We start from the raw sequence: 16583 nt of genomic DNA, 5'->3' as shown, positions 1-16583 counted from the left end.
CTCCACCAAACATATTGCAGAGACGCCGATGACCAAGTATTTCGTTCGATCCGCCTGTGCGGCCGCCCTCCTGATGGCATGCGTGATCGGTGCCCAGGCCGCCATCAGGCTGGACGACGCAATACCGGCAGGGCCGCAGGTCAAGGTGGGCAAGCTGGCCAACGGGCTGACTTACTACATCCAGAAAAACGCCAGGCCCGAGAAAAAACTCGAACTGCGCCTGGTGGTCAAGGCCGGCTCGATCCTGGAAGACGAGGACCAGCAAGGGCTGGCCCACTTCACCGAGCACATGGCCTTCAACGGCTCGACCAACTTCAAGAAACACGAACTGATCTCGTACCTGCAATCGATCGGGGTCAAGTTCGGCGCCGACCTCAATGCCTACACCAGCTTCGACGAGACGGTGTACATCCTGCCCATCCCGACCGACAACCGCGACAACATCGACAAGGGCTTCCTGGTGCTGCAGGACTGGGCGGGCGGGCTGACCATGAACGCGGCCGACATCGACAAGGAACGCGGCATCATCCTGGAAGAACTGCGGCTGGGCAAAGGCGCCAACGACCGCATGCAGAAGGTGCTCATTCCGAAGCTGTACAACGGCTCGCAGTACGCCAGGCGCCTGCCGATCGGGCAGGAACACATCATCAAGGGCTTCAAGCACGAGGCCATCCGGCGCTTCTACAAGGACTGGTACCGGCCCGACCTGATGGCGGTGGTGGTGGTGGGCGACATCGACCCGCTTGATGCCGAGCGGCGCGTCAAACAGCATTTCGGACAGCTGAAGAACCCGGCCAACCCGCGCGCGCGCACCTACGCCGCCATTCCCACGCGCGCCCACACCGAGGCGCTGGTCGTGACCGACAAGGAAGCGACCTCCAATGCGCTGCTGATCCGCTACCCGGTGAAGGAAGCGATCGACAAGGGCACCTTCGGCGCCTACCGCGAAAAGCTGGTCGAGGCGCTGTTTACCGGCATGCTGGGCCAGCGCATGCAGGAACTGGCGCAGCAGGCCGACCCGCCGTTCATCGCCGGCAGCAGCTCGGTGGGCAAACTCACGCCGCGCTACACATCGTTCAATGCCTTCGCCGCGCTCGGCAAGGGCGGCGCCACGCCGGCCATCGAGGCGCTGGTGCAGGAAAACGCGCGCACGCGCCAGTTCGGCTTCAGCGCCCAGGAATTCGAGCGCGCCCGCAAGAACATGATGCGCCAATACGAACTGGCCTACAACGAACGTGACAAGACCGACTCGGGCAGCTATGTCGGCGAATACGTGCGCAACTTCCTCGAACAGGAAAGCATCCCCGGCATCGAAAACGAATACGCCTACGTGCGCGAGCTGCTGCCGGCGATCACCCTCGACGAGATGAACGGCTACGCGCGCGCCACCATTCCGGCCGCCTCGGCCAAGCTGGTGGTGTACACGGGCAGCACCAGGAACGATATTCCGGTGCCGACCAGCGCCCAGCTGCTGGCGGCGGTGGCCGCGGCCGAAAAAGTGACGGTGCGCGCGCTCGAGCAAAAGACGCTGGCCACGGAGCTGATGGACAAGCCGCCGGCGGGCGGCAGCATCGTCGCGCAGAGCGAAGACAAGGCGCTGGGGCTGACCAGGCTGACCCTGTCGAACGGCGTGAAAGTGATCCTCAAGCCGACCGACTTCCGCAACGACCAGGTGCTCATGAGCGCGGCGCGCTTCGGCGGCCAGACCCTGTTCGGCGAGGCCGACATCATCAACGCGCGCTATGCGAATGCGGTGGTGGGGACGATGGGGCTGAAGGATCACTCGCCGCTCGACCTGCAAAAGATTTTGGCCGGCAAGGCCGCCACGGTCAGCGTCACGCTGGGGACCCATGTGGACGGCATCACCGGCAGCACCGCCAACGACGACATGGAAACCATGCTGCAGCTGCTGTACCTGCGCATGACGGGCGTGCGGCGCGACGAAGGCCTGTACAAGTCCTTCGTCGGCAAGCAGGTCGAAGCGGCGCGCAACGCGATGGCGCAGCCGGAATCGGTGTTTCGCGACACGCTGGTGAGCACCCTGTATCAAAACCATCCGCGTGTGGCCCGCACGGCGCGCCCGGGCGACTTCGACAAGCTCGATCTGGAGCGCGCACTGGCGGTCTACCGCGCGCGCTTTTTCAGCGCGAAAGACATGACCTTCATTTTCGTGGGCAGTTTTGACATGGCCAAGGTCAAGCCGCTGCTGGCGGCTTACCTGGGCGCGCTGCCGGTGGGCGAGATCGAGGTCGGCTACAAGGATGCCGGCGTGCGTCCGGTGCGCGGAGTGGTGAAAAAGGACGTGCGCGTCGGGTCCGAGGCCAAGAGCAGCGTGTCGTTCAACTTCAGCGGCGAGGCGCCCTATTCGGACGACGAAGCGATGCGCTTCCAGGCGATGCTGGAAGTGATCAACATCCGGATCACCGACATCCTGCGCGAGAAGCTGGCCCTGATCTACGGCGGCGGCATGAGCGGCAGCTTGAGCAAATACCCGTACGAGAATTATCTGATCACGGCCTCGCTGCCGACCGGTCCGGCCAATGTGGACAAGGTGATCGCCGCCACGATGGCCGAGATTGCGCGCATGAAGGAGCAAGGACCGGATCTGGCGGACCTGAACAAGGTCAAGCAGAACTGGCTGCAGAATCACCAGAAATCGCTGCGCGAGAACGGATACTGGGTCAACCGCCTGCAAGCGGCCGAGCTGCAGGGGAACGATCCGCACGAGATCCTGGCGTATCCGAAAAAGGTGGACGCCATCACGCCGGAACAGCTCAAGCAAGCCGCGCGGCGCTACTTCGACATGAACAACTACGTGCAGCTGGTGCTGTATCCGGAAAAATAGGTCGCGGGTGCCCGGTCGGGCACCTCCCGCTCGGGCACCCAAGGCGTATTCGCGCTTATTTTAAATAACGCTCGAACCACGCCACCGTGCGGGCGCGCTGGTCGCGCTGGTGTTCGGGCTTGCGGATCGCGTGGCCTTCGCCATCGTAGATCACCAGCGCGGTGGGCGTGCCCATGGCGCGCAGGCCGTGCCAGAACTCCATCGATTGCACCGCCGGCGTTTCGACGTCGCGCTCGCCCACGTAGAGCAGGGTCGGCGTCTTCGCGGCCTTGATCGATTCGATCGGCGAGGCGGCCCGGTACACCGCCGGGTCGTCGTAGGCCGAAGCGCCGAAGAAGGGGATCATCCACTGGTCGATGCCGTTCTGGCCGTAGTAGCTGATCCAGTTGGCGATGCCGGCGCCGGCCACCGCGGCCTTGAAGCGCTGGCTGTGCGTGACGCCCCACATGGTCATGAAGCCGCCGTAGGAGTGTCCCATCAGGCCAAGGCGGCCGGCGTCCACCGGCGCCACCTTCACCACGGCGTCGACGCCGGCCAGGATGTCGCGCCAGTCGCCGCCGCCGAAATCGCGCCTGTTGGCGCTGCTGAAGGCAATGCCCTGGCCGAAGCTGCCGCGCGGATTGGGCAGGAACACGTAGTACCCCTTGCGCGCAAGGTCGCGCAGCAGCGGGTTGGCCTGTTCGCCGCCGGAGACGAAACGCGGCGAGGCGGCCGACGCCGGCCCGCCGTGCACCTGGACCACCATCGGATATTTTTTCCCCGGCTCGGTCGCCAGCGGCGCGACCAGCCAGCCCTGCATCTTGAAGCCCTCGTTGGTCCATTCGACGCTGGTGGCGCGCACCTGCGGCGCGAAACCGTCGTTGTCGCGCGTGATGGCGGCCAGCTGCGGCAGGCGTCCGGCGACGATGCGCGGCGCGCGCGCGAAGTCTTCATGCACCGAGGCGGCGACCGCGCCATCGGCGCTGAAGACGAAGCGGCCCTGGCGCGAGCCGGTGGCACCGACGGCGCCCGACCACAGGGTGCGCGTGCTGCGTTTGGCCGGATTGATGCTCAGGACCGCATGGTCGCTGCCGACCAGCGCCGAGGCGATCAGCTGCCTGCCCTGCCAGGCCAGAGCGTTGAAGGAGCCGGCGAAGCGCGGGGTGACGTTGTGCGGCTCGCCGCCCGACAGGGGTACCGTAAAGACGTCGCCGCCGACCGCGCCGAAGTCGCTCATGAGGCCTCCGATGAAGGCGACGCTGCGCCCGTCGGGCGCGACGCGCGGGATATTCATCTGCATCTTCGGCGAAGCCAGCACGCGCAATGTGCCGCTGGCGGCGTCCACATGGCCGAGGGTGGCGACCCACCAGTTGTTGTCGCCGTTGCCCTTGGCGCTGGTGACGACGAAGCCCTTGCCGTCCGGGGTCCAGTCGTATTCGTAGATGTAGCTGTCGGGCGGAGAGACCATGGTCAGTTCGCCGCCGTGCGGGGCCACCAGGGCGAGGCGCTGGGCGTCGTCCTGGGTGCCGATTTCGCCGACCTGGCGCGCACCCGCTTCGACGGCGCCGGCGAGCTTTTTCGCGCCGGGGGTGGCCAGCAGCGAGAGCAGTTTGCCGTCCGGCGACCAGCGCGCGGTGCTGGCTACGCCCTTGATCGAGGCAACCGGCGTGGCGCCCGCGGGGCCGGCGACGTAGACGGTGGCGGTGCCGGCCCTGGCGTCGGCACTGATGAAGGCCAGCGATCGCTGGTCGGGCGACCAGGCGGGATGGTCGTAGGTGCAGGTGGCGCACGGGTCGTGCTGGGCCAGGATGGCGCCGCTGACGGCATCGCGCACGACCACGACGGCGTGCGGGCGCAGCGGCAGCCCGCCCGGGTCGAGCGATTCGAGAGCGGCGATACGCTTGCCGTCCGGGGTGATGGCCAGGGCGCGGTAATCGCGCAGGGCCACGGGTTCAGCGGCCAGTGCGGGAGCGCTGGCGGCGGCGCCAGCCATCATGGCCGAGAACAGGACTGTGTGGAGTTGTGCCATAGTGAGTTTATGTGGGTGAGATTTTCTGTCAAATCCAGCAAAAGGAAAACCGTGATCGGCCATGCGATAGGGTCGGCACGTTCAGGGGACTCAATATATACGATTGCGCAGTGCGCTACACAGGCGGCTGCGCATTTCCTTGCATCGGGCAGGAATAGGACCGGCCGGATCAGGCGCTGCGTTTCCTGTTCTGTTCAAGCGCCACTGGCGGCGCTCAGCCCGGCTTTAGTACGACCAGAAAGACGATCGCCGTCACGCCGCACAAAACCGCTGCGGCGGCGTACCGCAAGCACGCGGGTGCTCGGCGAGACGGGCTGTCAACCATGCGCCGCAGGCTGCCGCCCTGGATCCCATGCACGGCCGACAGGGCGAGCACCAGTACCATCTTCAGACTCAGCCAGGGCGTCATCCACCAGTGTCCGAGGGTGGCCAGCGCGAGTCCGCACGCCCAGGCCAGCAGCATCGCCGGTGCGGTCAGGAGCCGGTCCCAACGCACCGCGGCGCCAATCACGCTGCGCTCATCCGGCAACAGCGGCAAGGGCTGACGCGCCACCGTCCGCAACAAAAAGGCCTGCATCAGCAGGCCACCGATCCAGGTCGTCACAGCGACGATATGCAGCGTTTTCAGGAGCAGGTACATCATGCGGCCGGCGCGACGATCGCCGCGGCCTTGCGCTCGATCAGGCCGATGCTGAACCATGCGCCGAATGGCAGCATCGCACAGCCAATCAGTTGCGCGACCTCGGTACGCGTCCAGTCTTCGGCTGTGACGTTGCTCGTCATGGTCCAGAGATAATACAGAAATGCCATGCCGTGCACCGGCCCCATGAGCGTGACCAGGGCGGATTGGCCAGCAATATGTTTTAGCGGTACCGCAATACCGAGCAGAAGCAGCAGGGTCGCCCCTTCCCACAGCGCGGCGTGGCGCAAGCGCCGACATTGCTTCAATCGTGATTCCATTGCCCACCCTTGCCGTTAAATGAAGCACGATTATGACGGCGCAACTCCTGGCTGAACATTGGCCGCATTGCCATATTGCGCAATAATCCGGCCAAACACTATCCAGAGACTGACACGACAGCCTATCGCCGCTAGAATCGCGCCATGCACAAAATCGCCATCCTGGCGCCCCACGGCGTCATCCCATTCGACCTGTCCACTGCCTGTGAAGTGTTCAGCCGCGTTCGCGTTCCGGGCTTGCCTGCCGCATACGAGGTCATCGTATGCGGCGAAGCGCCGTCGGTCGCAGCCAGCCTGTTCGATTTGCACACGCGATGGAATCTGGGCCACGCGGCCGGCGCCCATACCTTGATCATTCCAGGCATCGACGACATCGACGCGCCAGTGTCGGAAGCGGTGCTTGCGACGATCAGGGCCACGGCTGCGGGAGGGGCACGCATCGCCTCGATCTGCACCGGCGCCTTCCTGCTTGCGGCGAGCGGCTTGCTGGACGGCCAGCGTGCCACCACCCACTGGATGGCGGCGGGCGAACTGGCGCGCCGCTTTCCGGCAGTTACCGTGGACCCGAACGTGCTGTTCGTCGACAACGGCAAATTGCTGACCTCGGCGGGTGCTGCGGCCGGACTCGACCTTTGCCTGCATCTGGTGCGGCGCGACTACGGCGCCGCGGTCGCCGCCGATGCGGCCCGCGCCGCGGTGATGCCGCTGGAACGTGGCGGTGGCCAGGCCCAGTTTATCGTGCATCCGGAACCGTCATCGTCGCTGGCTCTGCAGCCGGTGCTCAAATGGATGGAGTCGCAATTGCATTCTGCGTTGACGCTGGAGGCCATCGCCGCGCATGCCGCGCTCAGCAAACGCACCCTGAGCCGGCGCTTTCTCGAGCAGACGGGCACCTCGCCCTTGCAGTGGCTGCTTGGCGCGCGCGTGCGGCGCGCCCAATATCTGCTGGAAACGAGCGCACTATCAGTCGAGCAAGTTGCCAACGCGACCGGATTCGGTTCAAGCGCCGCCCTGCGGGCTTGTTTCGGCAAGCAGGTCGGCACCAGTCCCCATGATTATCGGCAAAGTTTCCGGTCGCGTTGAGGATAAGCAGGCATCCAGGCAACCTTGCGACGCAGCGGGGGGACGCATTACATGGCCGACGTTACGGCGATGGCGCCGCGCAGGCGCCGTCCAGGCGGATTTCGGCGATCATTTCGCCATCCTCGTCCAGGCCGGCTGCTCCGGCAGCAAGGGCAGCAAGGGCAGCAAGGGCAGCTTGATGATGGCGTCGAAATTGTGTTCGGTGACAGCTTGCAGGGTGATCGTCACGCGGCGCCTTTCTGTTGCACCGGGAAGGCGGCGCGGTACCAGGCCGGCCGCCGGAACGACGCCGGTCAGGCCTTGCCGACCGAGAGCATGCGCTCGACGTAGCGGGCGATCAGGTCGATTTCCAGGTTGACCTTGCTGCCGGCGCGCAAATGCTTGAGCGTGGTGACGGAAATGGTGTGCGGAATCAGGTTGATCGAGAAGCGGCACAGCTTGCCCGAAGCGGCGTCCAGGTCTTCCACGCGGTTGACCGTGAGCGAGACGCCGTTGATGACGACCGAGCCCTTGAAGGCGAGGAATTTGGCCAGTTCGTGCGGGGCGTCGATGACCAGTTCCCACGATTCGCCCACGGCGTCAAAGCGGTGCACCAGGCCCAGTCCGTCGACGTGGCCCGACACCAGATGGCCGCCCAGGCGCTCGGCCAGGGTCAGTGCTTTTTCGAGGTTGACTTCGCCGGGCGCGTCCAGGCCGGCCGTGCAGTTGAGGCTTTCGCGCGAGACGTCGACGCTGAAGGTGGCGTCGGTCTTGGCGACCACGGTCATGCAGGCGCCGTTGATGGCGATCGAGTCGCCCAGGGCGACATCGGCCAGCGGCAGGCCGCCGGCATCGATGTCGAGCCGCACGCCCGCGTCGAGGCCGCCTTCGAGTGCTTGGACGGAGCTGATCTTGCCGACGGCGGCGACGATTCCTGTAAACATGCTGGTCTATTCCTTGGTGTGAGTAAAGCGGGCGAGGATGCGCAGATCGTCGCCCAGCGGGTGAATGGCGTGAAAGCGCAGGCGCTTCTGCTGGTCGAGGCTGGTCAGCGCGGGCAGAGCGAACATCCCCTGCGCTTCGCCCAGCAGGCTCGGCGCCAGGTAGACGAGAAGTTCGTCGACACACCCTTCGCGAATCATCGATCCGCCCAGCTTGGCGCCGGCTTCGACGTGCAGTTCATTGATTTCGCGCCGGGCCAGTTCGCGCATCAGGGCAGGCAGGTCGACCTTGCCGGCCTCGTTGGGCAGCAGGATGACATCGTGGCCGGCGGCGCGCAGCACGGCTTCCCTGGCGGGATCGGGCGCGGCGCACACGATCCAGCATGGGGCGCCGGCCAGCACGCGGGCGGCGGGATCGATCTCGAGCCGGCTGTCGACAATGATGCGGCGCGGCTGGCGCGTGGTGTCGACGCCGCGCACGGTCAGTTGCGGATCGTCGGCCTTGACGGTGCCGATACCGGTGAGGATGGCGCAGGCGCGCGCGCGCCAGGCGTGGCCGTCGGCACGCGCCTCGGGTCCGGTAATCCATTGGCTGGCGCCATTGTGCAGGGCCGTCATGCCGTCGAGGCTGGCGGCGGTCTTGAGGCGGACCCATGGCACGCCGCGCTGCATGCGCGACAGGAAGCCGATATTGAGTTCACGCGCCTCGGCTTCATGCAGGCCGGAACTGACGGCGATGCCGGCCGCGGCCAGCTTGGCCAGGCCCTGCCCCGCGACCAGGGGATTGGGGTCGACCATGGCGGCGACCACACGGCCCAGGCCGGCCCGCACCAGGGCGTCCGAGCACGGCGGGGTGCGGCCATGGTGGTTGCACGGTTCCAGCGTCACATAGGCGGTGGCGCCGCGCACGTCGTTGCCGCGAGCCTCGGCGTCGCGCAGGGCCTGGATTTCGGCATGGGCCTGGCCGGCCGGCTGCGTGTGCCCGGCGCCGATGACGACGCCATCGCGCACGATCACGCAGCCGACGCGCGGATTTGGCGAGGTCGTGTACAGCCCTCGTGCAGCCCAGTCGAGGGCGAGGGTCATGGCGGCAGAATCGGTAAGTAATTGCACGGATATCCCAGCGTAAATGGCTGACCGCGATTTTACGCCAAGACGGCCGTTCCCGCCCGGTCTTGCCAAGAGCCTGTTCCGTTAGTCCGGCCAGGATCGGACTCGCCATCCTGACCCGGACACATGATGCACGACCGCTACCGCCCCCACAGCGGCCCTTCCCTGACGCGTTGCCGAAACTAATGACCTATCAGCACGTCATGGCCCTCATGTTTGTCGTGGATACCAAACTTGTCTACCAAGGTGGCGCTGGCTTCGTTGAGGCCCTGCACCTCTACTTGCGCACCGAGCCTGCGAAACTTGAACACGATCTTATCCAAAGCGCTGATCGCAGTAATGTCCCAGAAGTGCGCCTCAGTGAGATCAATGTGCACGCTGTCCAGGGTTTCTGTGTAGTCGAACGAATGAACAAGCTGATCCGAGGAAGCGAAGAACACCTGTCCTGTCACCCGGTATCGGCGAGCGCGACCGGCGTCTTCAATCTGCGAGCTGACATCCAGAAGTCGGCTGACCTTCTGGGCAAAGAATATGCCGGACAACAAAACTCCGGTGAGCACGCCTTTCGCCAGGTCATGGGTTGCCACGGTGACGACGACGGTGGCAACCATCACGATGCTCGAACTGGCCGGGTGTTGGCGCAAATGCTTGATCGACCTCCAGTCGAAGGTACCGATCGACACCATGATCATCACCGCGACAAGCGCCGCCATCGGGATCTGCCTGACCCATTCGCCCAGGAAGACAACCAGAATGAGGAGTACCACGCCGGCGGTCAACGTCGAGAGGCGCCCGCGTCCACCCGACTTGACGTTGATGACCGACTGGCCGATCATCGCGCAGCCAGCCATGCCGCCGATGAAGCCGGTCGCAATGTTGGCAACGCCCTGCCCTACGCACTCGCGGTTCTTGTCGCTCTTGGTGTCAGTGAGGTCATCGACAATCGTGGCCGTCATCAGCGACTCGAGCAGACCCACGACCATCAGCGTTGCAGAGTAAGGAAGGATGATCTGGAGGGTCTCATAATTGAACGGAACGTTCGGAATCAGGAAGGACGGCAGGCTGTCCGGGAGCTGGCCCATGTCGCCCACAGTGCGAATATCCAGCCCCATTGCGATAGACACGCCCGTCAGGACAACAATCGCGACCAACGGGGACGGGATGGCGCGCGTCACATAAGGCAGGCCGTAGATGATGGCCAGACCGGCAGCCGTGACGGCATACACGTGCCAGGTAACGTTTGTCAGCTCAGGCAGCTGCGCCAAAAAAATCAGGATAGCCAGCGCATTCACGAAGCCGGTCACGACCGAACGCGAGACGAAGCGCATGAGCCGGCCGAGCTTGATCCATCCCGCAGCAATTTGAAGAACCCCTGCGAGGATCGTAGCGGCAAGCAAGTAGTCCAAACCATGGGATTTTACCAGCGTCACCATGACGAGGGCCATGGCGCCGGTTGCAGCCGAGATCATCCCTGGACGTCCGCCAAAGAAGGCGATCAGCGTCGCGATGCAGAACGACGCGTACAAGCCGACCTTTGGGTCCACACCGGCAATGATGGAAAAAGCGATTGCCTCCGGAATGAGCGCGAGTGCGACGACGAGGCCTGCAAGCAGGTCATTACGGACGTTGAAAAACCAGTCCTGGCGAATAGTTTGTAGAGACATAGAGATACCTTCTCAGGCGAGTGTCGCCGAGTACGGATGAATAAGTGCCTGCGCGAATCGTTACGCGCAGCGGATTGGGAACGAGCATTGAAAGGCACGGCGTCGCAGGATGCGACACCAGTTTATCTGCCGGTGAGAAGGTGTCTTACGGGGGAGTAACTGAGCAAAAATAACCGCGTGGCAAGCCGACTCCTGGGTAGGAGGGTGCGCCCTGACCGAGACATAGACGAGCGCACTCAGCGGCATGTAGCGCGCGTGCGGTCGTGTCAGATGTAGGGAAAGAGGCGGTCATAGCCCGCCATTTTGCACTGCAGCATAGGCGTAGTCAAGGCATTCGCCTGAGACTGTCTGCCAATGGCCGAAGCGGACGGCCGGAATGGGGCAATGTACGAGAGCGTTACCCTCAGAAAAAGCAAGCGGTGTTGTCAGGCGTTTTAAGGCTCCTCCTCTTCCCCGGCGCAGTTGGCGCCGTCGCGCGCGGGGTCGCACACGCGGGCCCGGCCGAGCATGTTGATCTTGATGCGGCGCGTCTGCCCGCCCTGGAACAGCGACAGCGTGCCCCAGCGCGCCGCGGCGCTGCTGCTTGCGCTGCAGCTGCGTCCGGCACTGTTGTAGGCCAGGTAATCAGGCAAATTCTGGCTGGTGAACACGGCGCTGACGACAATGCCCTTCCCGACCGGGCCGTGCATGGAAATCAGTTCGTCGGCGGCGCCGGGCCGGCGGTCGCCGTCGCGGTCGACAAACGCCACCCAGCCGAGACTCCAGTCGGCACCGCCAGCGTCGGCCGGCGCAAGCATGACGCGCTGGCCGCGCGCCATGGCTTGCGTACGCGTCATGGCGATGGCGCCGGCGAGGTCGTTCACGGCCGCGTTGAGCTGGTAGTGGCGGATCAGCGCGCGCATGTCGGGCATGACGAGAGCGAGCACGATGGTGGCGATGAACAGCAGCGTCATCAGTTCGACCAGCGAGAAGGCATGCAGGCGCCGCGCCCGCGCGTGGTTCATGGCCAGCAACCGGCGCCACCGCCGCTGGCCGTGTGTTCGCCTGCGCTGTTGAGCGTCAGGGTCTCGCAGTGGCCATCGCGGAAGGTGGAGTCGACCCGGCCGGTGCCGGGAATGGCTTCGATGATGATGCAGCGCGCAATCGTCTGGCCGGCGCAGGCATGCCCGCGCAACTCGTATGCGCTCGACGCGGCGCTGCTGCCGGACCACCACTTGAAGTGTCCCTGCTCCGGGCTGCCGGCCTCGGCCGAGAAAGCCAGGTAGCGGTTGTGCTGGGTGTAATAGCGCTCCTGCTTTTGCATCAGTTCAAGCAGGACCGCCTGGGCTTCGGCGCGGCGCGCCTTGATGATGAAGTCCTGGTAGCCGGGATAGGCAAGCGCGGCTAGCACGACGACGATCGTCATCACGATCATCGTTTCGATCAGGGTAAAGCCTTGACTGCGTTTCATTGCCGACTCCCTTCGCTCAAGTGGTCATTTTTTCCTGCTTGCGTCGTGCAGATCCTGCCAGTTGGGTATTTCGCGCCAGCCGAGGCGCCGCGACGGGAACCTGACGATGACCTGCTGCGCCGGCGCAGCCTTGCCGTCTTCCTGCGGACGCACGATGGCGTAGGTGTGGGCCGCCTCGGCGCGTCCGGTAGCCGTGCGCACGCCCGTGCTGGCGCTCATTGCGATCATCATCGGCGCCACGCCGGCAAGGGCTGCATGGCGCTCGCCCGTGCTTTCCCCGGAACGGGCCAGGCCGTCGGCACCGATGGCAAAGCCGCTCAGCGCGTCGATCACGTAGCTGCGCGACGCCGGCGCGGTGCACAGGTCGGCACCGGGCAGCAAGGTGTCGACGATCAAGGTTCCCGCCCTCGACACCGGGCTGCCGGCGGCCCGTTCGCCGTCCAGCGCGGTCTGGGGGAAATCGAAAAACCAGCCCTTGGGCGCGTCTGGCGCTTCCGGCCCGCCCAGCTCGGCATGCGCACCCGTGACCGCATAGCGCGCCGTGCCGGTCAAGGTGCGCGGCACGAGCCGGGCACGCGACAGCGGCGGCTGCGGCCTGCCGGCGGCGTCGTGGACGGCATAAAACGATTGCGGCAGGTAGCTGCCGCGCTGGGTATCGGCCAGTTCGAGGAACTTGCCGGTGCCGAACAGGACGAGGTAGCCGCCGCCGGGCGCGAACACGATGCGGGGCGCGTGCGCGACCGGCTGGCGCCGCCCGCCGGCGTCGCGCGCGTCGAACAAGGGCGAGACGGCCGAACCCCATGGCGCCGGGCCGCTGAAATCGAAACGCCACAGCCGGCCCTGCAAGTCGCCCGCGTAGGCGTGGCGCACGCTGGCGTCGCCCGCCATGGCCAGTGCCGGGGGTGCCAGCGCGTTGGCCAAGGACGGGACCGATGCCGGGGCATCGAAGCGGTAATAGTTGACGCCGCGCCGCCATCGCTGCGAGGCGGGCTTGTCGGGCGCGAGCAGGAACAGCGCACCGTCGCCATCGCCGCTGCCGTTGTTGATGCCGCTGGCCACGACGACAAAGTCGCGGTACTGGGGCACGCCATCCCTGACGGCGGTGCGAAAGCGGGCGACCAGCGGCGGCGCGGCCACATGGCCCATGGCCGGATCGTCGCGCTCGGTAAATTCCCACAGCGCGCCCAGCCCCGCATGGAAGGCGGCAGGGTCGGAGATATCGAGCGCAAACACACCGCGCGCGCCCATGCCCATGCCGGAAGCGAGAATGGTGCGCCAGCGTCCGTCCACCAGCGCTTCGCCGCTGCCGGCGCTGGCATCGACATAGGGCCGGTGCCCGTAGCCGGGACTGGCGAGGAGCGGCAGCGCCGGCAACAGCGCATTGGGCACGTAGGCGAACAGTTCGGCGCCGCTGGCGGTGTCGAAGGCGTGCAGCATGCCATCGTTGGCGCCGACGTAGACGACGCTGCGCCGTGCATGGTGGCGCCGGTGAAAGTCGGCATAGGCCGGGTCGGACCGGGATGGCGGCGGCGGTCCGACCAGCAAGGGTACGCTGTGGACGATGTCGCCGAGGACACCGGTGCGGCGACGGAACACGCCGCCCGGGCGCCCCGCTTCCATGCCGCGTTCGCCGCGCAGGAAGGCGGTGCGGGCCTCGCCCAGCCCGTCAGTCACGCCACCGGCAACAGGAACGTCGAGCAGCGCCCGCGATTCTTGCGGCAAGCTGGCCCAGTCGAAAGCAATCGTGACCGTCTTGTCCGGGCGGTAGTCCAGCGTGTAAATCTTACGCGCCGCCGCTACCGGCGCCGGCAGCGGCGGCACTGCGCCGGCGTTCCCGCTCAGCAGCTCGGACGCGTCCCAGTCCGGCACCGGTGCGATGGCCGGCTCGCCGCCATTGCCGATGGCCAGCGCGCGGCGCTGCAGGCTGCCGCTGCCGGTCGCCAGATCGTGGCCGGCCTGGACGATGAAGCCGCGTCCCTTGCTGACAGGGCTGGCCGCCACGGCGCCCGGCATCATGCCGCTAGCGTTGCGGGCAGCGGCGAACAGGGCGTCGATGGCTGGCCCGATCGCCTGGGCGTCCCTGGCGGCAAAAAAGCCCGCCGGCGTGCTGCCGTCGGCGCTCCATTCGGTATTGTCGTGCCGGTTGCCGGTGGTGATGAAGGGATTGCCGTCGTCGTTGCGGTCCTTGAAGGCGCCGTATTTGGCGGCCAGGTAGAGCGCGCTGGCGCCCATGCCGGATGCCGGGCCGAGTTCGAGCGCGATGCTGCTGACCGTGACCGGCTTGTCGCGCCGGATCGGGTTGGTGTGCGCCCAGTAGGCCGCGCCGGCCAGGTACAGGCTGCCCGCGCCGTCGGGGCCGTCGCTGCGCAGGTCGAGCCTGTCCAGGTCCGGCCGGGGCGCGCCGTTGCCGAAGGCGCCGTTGCGGTCGGCTTCCATGTCGCCGACGCGGCGAGTCGCCTGCATGACGTCGAAGCGGACCGGCGCGAAGGTGTCGACGGCGCGCGCGGGATCGTTGCGGCCGGTCCGGGTGTTGCCCGGCACGTGGCGGTCATCGATGAAGGAGGAATGGCCGATGGTGGCGATGACGTTGCGCTGGCAGGCCGCGCCGACCGGGTCGGCGCGGCTCGACCAGGCCGGCAAGCCATCGCCGGGCACGGCGCCAGTGCCCGGTTCGCGCCCCTGCAGGTAGCGCAGGGCTTCGTAATACAGTTCGGCCCCGGGATCGCTGGCCGCATAGCTGCCGGCGGTGGCGGGATGGCTCCTGCCCGCCAGGTTGATGGCCGCGATCGTGCCGCTGGCCGCGCCGCTGCTGCGGTCGGGATTGGGTACGAGCACGCCGCTCACTGCGCTCCATTCGGCGCGCTGGTTGACCTGCGATTCGTAGCGTGGCGCCTCGATGGCCTTCTCGCCGATGAACTTGAGCGGCGCGCGCAGGACGCCACCATCGACCGCCGCGCTACCGTGCGCCGCGCTACCGTGCGCCGCGCCATCGTGCGCCGCGCCATCGTGCGCCGCGCCATCGTGCGCCGCGCCCTTCTCGCGCGTGGCGGCCGGGTACGCCATGAGCCCGATGCGCGCCGTCCCGGCATGCCGCTGCAGCGCCCCCTCGGGCTTGAAGGCGGCACCGTAGGGACGGCACAAGCCGGGCCGGCTGGCGCTGTCGTCGGCGCCGCAGACGCGCACGCGCGCGAGAAATTCGCCGTGGAACTTGTCGGACACCAGCCGCGTGCCGCTGGCGCCGTAACGGGGTGCGTCGCAGTTGCTGCCTTTGCCGGTGCCGCTGAACAGCACGCGGTTGCGGCACGACACGATGAACAGGTCGGCGCTGCCGAAGGGCGTGAGCGCCGCGCTGTGTGCCGCCGCCAGCTTCTTGCGCGGAAAATGCCGCGGATGGGCATAGAAATCAGGATGCGCCGCGCCATCGGGCAGCCATGCGCGCTGCAGCACGGTGATGCCGGGTTCGTCGATGACGCGGTCGCCGCCAGTCAGGCCGAGCCGGACCAGGTCGAGCGTGGACGCCGTGGCCCAGTTGAGCAGATGGCCGCTGAACGCGTCACCGCCGCAGCCATGCTGCGCATCGGCCGGCCCGACGGGCGAAAAATACCCCTGGCGCTCGTCCAGGTCGGGCTCGCGCACCGAGCGCGAGCGCGCCCTGGCCGGGTACCGGTAGCACAGGCGCGGATTGAAGTAGCCGGGGTAATCGGCCCCTTGTGCATACTCGCCACGGTAAGCCGCGCCCGCATCCTCGAAGGTGAGCGACAGGTTGAGCAGCAGATTGGGTGGCAACTGGCCGGGCGCACCAAGAACGCCGTCGGGCAGCACCAGCGGCGGCGCGGCCGACGCCAGGCAAGCGTGGCAGACAAGCACGAGCGCCAGCAGGCAGCGAAGACAGGCGCGCAGCGGTTTCATGGCGCCTCCTCGGGCGCGGCCTCCGGCACGGCCTTGAGGTAGAACGATTGCAGCACCACGCGGGTGGCGTCGAGCGCGCCGAAGCCGACGGCGGTAATCCGGTAAAAGTTGCCTGGCGGGCGGGCAGCGTCGGCGCCGGCCTGAGTGTGCGGCAACAGTTCGATCAGGTAGCGCGGCGGCCGCAGCGGCAGCGTGCCTTTGCCCGACGGCAGCTGCGCGCCGGTAAAGCGGCCGTATGCGACCCCGTCCGGCCCCGGCCCGTCATGGTCCGACAAAGCGGCGCTTTGCCACGCCGGCGTCCCGGGCACATGCTGGCACAGCCCGGCATTGACCTCGCGTTCTGCGCCGCAGCCGTCGACGAAGCCGAGCGCGTAACCACGGGCAAACAAGGCCGCGCGCGCCGATGCGGGATCGGCGCCGCCTTCGATATCGTGCTCGGCGTCGGCCAGCGCGGCCTCGGCCGCCTGGAAGGCGATGTGCCGGTCGCGCTCGTGGCGCGCCGATTTTTCACCGTCGAGCGCGCTGCGGGCCGCCGACACGCCGACGATCATCAGCGCCAGCAGCACGAACAGGGCCGCCAGCATGACGGCGCCACCTTGACGGTCGAGGGGAGAGGGAGCGCAGGGCATGGCGT

Annotated in this window: 12 protein-coding genes; 2 read left to right on the top strand and 10 right to left on the bottom strand. The window is 66.7% G+C overall.

Annotated features, from left to right (window positions below):
* Window positions 1-28 precede the first annotated feature (28 nt).
* On the top strand, window positions 29-2845 hold the full coding sequence (locus RBA41_RS24455) for a M16 family metallopeptidase (RefSeq protein WP_306626842.1): 2817 nt from the start codon (window positions 29-31) through the stop codon (window positions 2843-2845).
* Window positions 2846-2900: 55 nt separating this feature from the next.
* Here the strand turns inward: RBA41_RS24455 and RBA41_RS24450 are convergent, their stop codons facing one another.
* The 3 genes from RBA41_RS24450 to RBA41_RS24440 form a co-directional block, all read right to left on the bottom strand.
* Complete coding sequence (locus RBA41_RS24450) at window positions 2901-4853, bottom strand: S9 family peptidase (RefSeq protein ID WP_306626841.1); 1953 nt, start codon at window positions 4851-4853, stop codon at window positions 2901-2903.
* Window positions 4854-5067: 214 nt separating this feature from the next.
* Window positions 5068-5496 (bottom strand): CopD family protein, encoded by a 429-nt coding sequence (locus RBA41_RS24445; protein ID WP_306626840.1) that lies wholly within the window; start codon window positions 5494-5496, stop codon window positions 5068-5070.
* On the bottom strand, window positions 5493-5813 hold the full coding sequence (locus tag RBA41_RS24440; RefSeq protein WP_306626839.1) for a DUF3817 domain-containing protein: 321 nt from the start codon (window positions 5811-5813) through the stop codon (window positions 5493-5495). Before RBA41_RS24440 ends, RBA41_RS24445 begins: the two co-directional genes overlap by 4 nt.
* 144 nt (window positions 5814-5957) lie before the next feature.
* Here RBA41_RS24440 and RBA41_RS24435 point away from each other — a divergent pair, with 144 nt between their 5' ends.
* On the top strand, window positions 5958-6896 hold the full coding sequence (locus RBA41_RS24435; protein ID WP_306626838.1) for a GlxA family transcriptional regulator: 939 nt from the start codon (window positions 5958-5960) through the stop codon (window positions 6894-6896).
* Between the two features lie 293 nt (window positions 6897-7189).
* Here RBA41_RS24435 and RBA41_RS24430 read toward each other — a convergent pair whose 3' ends face one another.
* The 7 genes from RBA41_RS24430 to RBA41_RS24400 form a co-directional block, all read right to left on the bottom strand.
* Entirely contained in the window at window positions 7190-7819 is a 630-nt protein-coding gene (locus RBA41_RS24430) for a riboflavin synthase (RefSeq protein WP_306626837.1), read from the bottom strand.
* A 6-nt stretch (window positions 7820-7825) separates the two neighbouring features.
* Window positions 7826-8902 carry a bifunctional diaminohydroxyphosphoribosylaminopyrimidine deaminase/5-amino-6-(5-phosphoribosylamino)uracil reductase RibD gene (gene ribD / locus RBA41_RS24425; protein WP_306626867.1) on the bottom strand — a complete coding sequence of 359 codons (1077 nt, stop codon included), beginning with the start codon at window positions 8900-8902 and terminating at the stop codon, window positions 7826-7828.
* Window positions 8903-9108: 206 nt separating this feature from the next.
* Window positions 9109-10590, bottom strand: a complete 1482-nt coding sequence (locus tag RBA41_RS24420; RefSeq protein WP_306626836.1) for a SulP family inorganic anion transporter — start codon at window positions 10588-10590, stop codon at window positions 9109-9111.
* 434 nt (window positions 10591-11024) lie between these two features.
* The gene (locus RBA41_RS24415) at window positions 11025-11594 is read right to left on the bottom strand and encodes a GspH/FimT family pseudopilin (protein WP_306626835.1); all 570 of its coding nucleotides are present in this window, start codon (window positions 11592-11594) and stop codon (window positions 11025-11027) included.
* Window positions 11591-12040, bottom strand: coding sequence for a type IV pilin protein (locus tag RBA41_RS24410; protein ID WP_306626834.1), 450 nt, complete (start codon window positions 12038-12040; stop codon window positions 11591-11593). The genes RBA41_RS24415 and RBA41_RS24410 overlap by 4 nt, the downstream gene beginning before the upstream one ends.
* 24 nt (window positions 12041-12064) lie before the next feature.
* Window positions 12065-15949 (bottom strand): pilus assembly protein, encoded by a 3885-nt coding sequence (locus RBA41_RS24405; protein WP_306626833.1) that lies wholly within the window; start codon window positions 15947-15949, stop codon window positions 12065-12067.
* Window positions 15946-16578, bottom strand: a complete 633-nt coding sequence (locus tag RBA41_RS24400) for a pilus assembly protein (RefSeq protein WP_306626832.1) — start codon at window positions 16576-16578, stop codon at window positions 15946-15948. Before RBA41_RS24400 ends, RBA41_RS24405 begins: the two co-directional genes overlap by 4 nt.
* Window positions 16579-16583 lie beyond the last annotated feature (5 nt).

The organism is Massilia scottii (assembly GCF_030846495.1).
Classification (GTDB): Bacteria; Pseudomonadota; Gammaproteobacteria; order Burkholderiales; family Burkholderiaceae_D; genus Telluria_A; species Telluria_A violaceinigra.
This window is presented reverse-complemented; position numbering and strand designations above follow the sequence as displayed.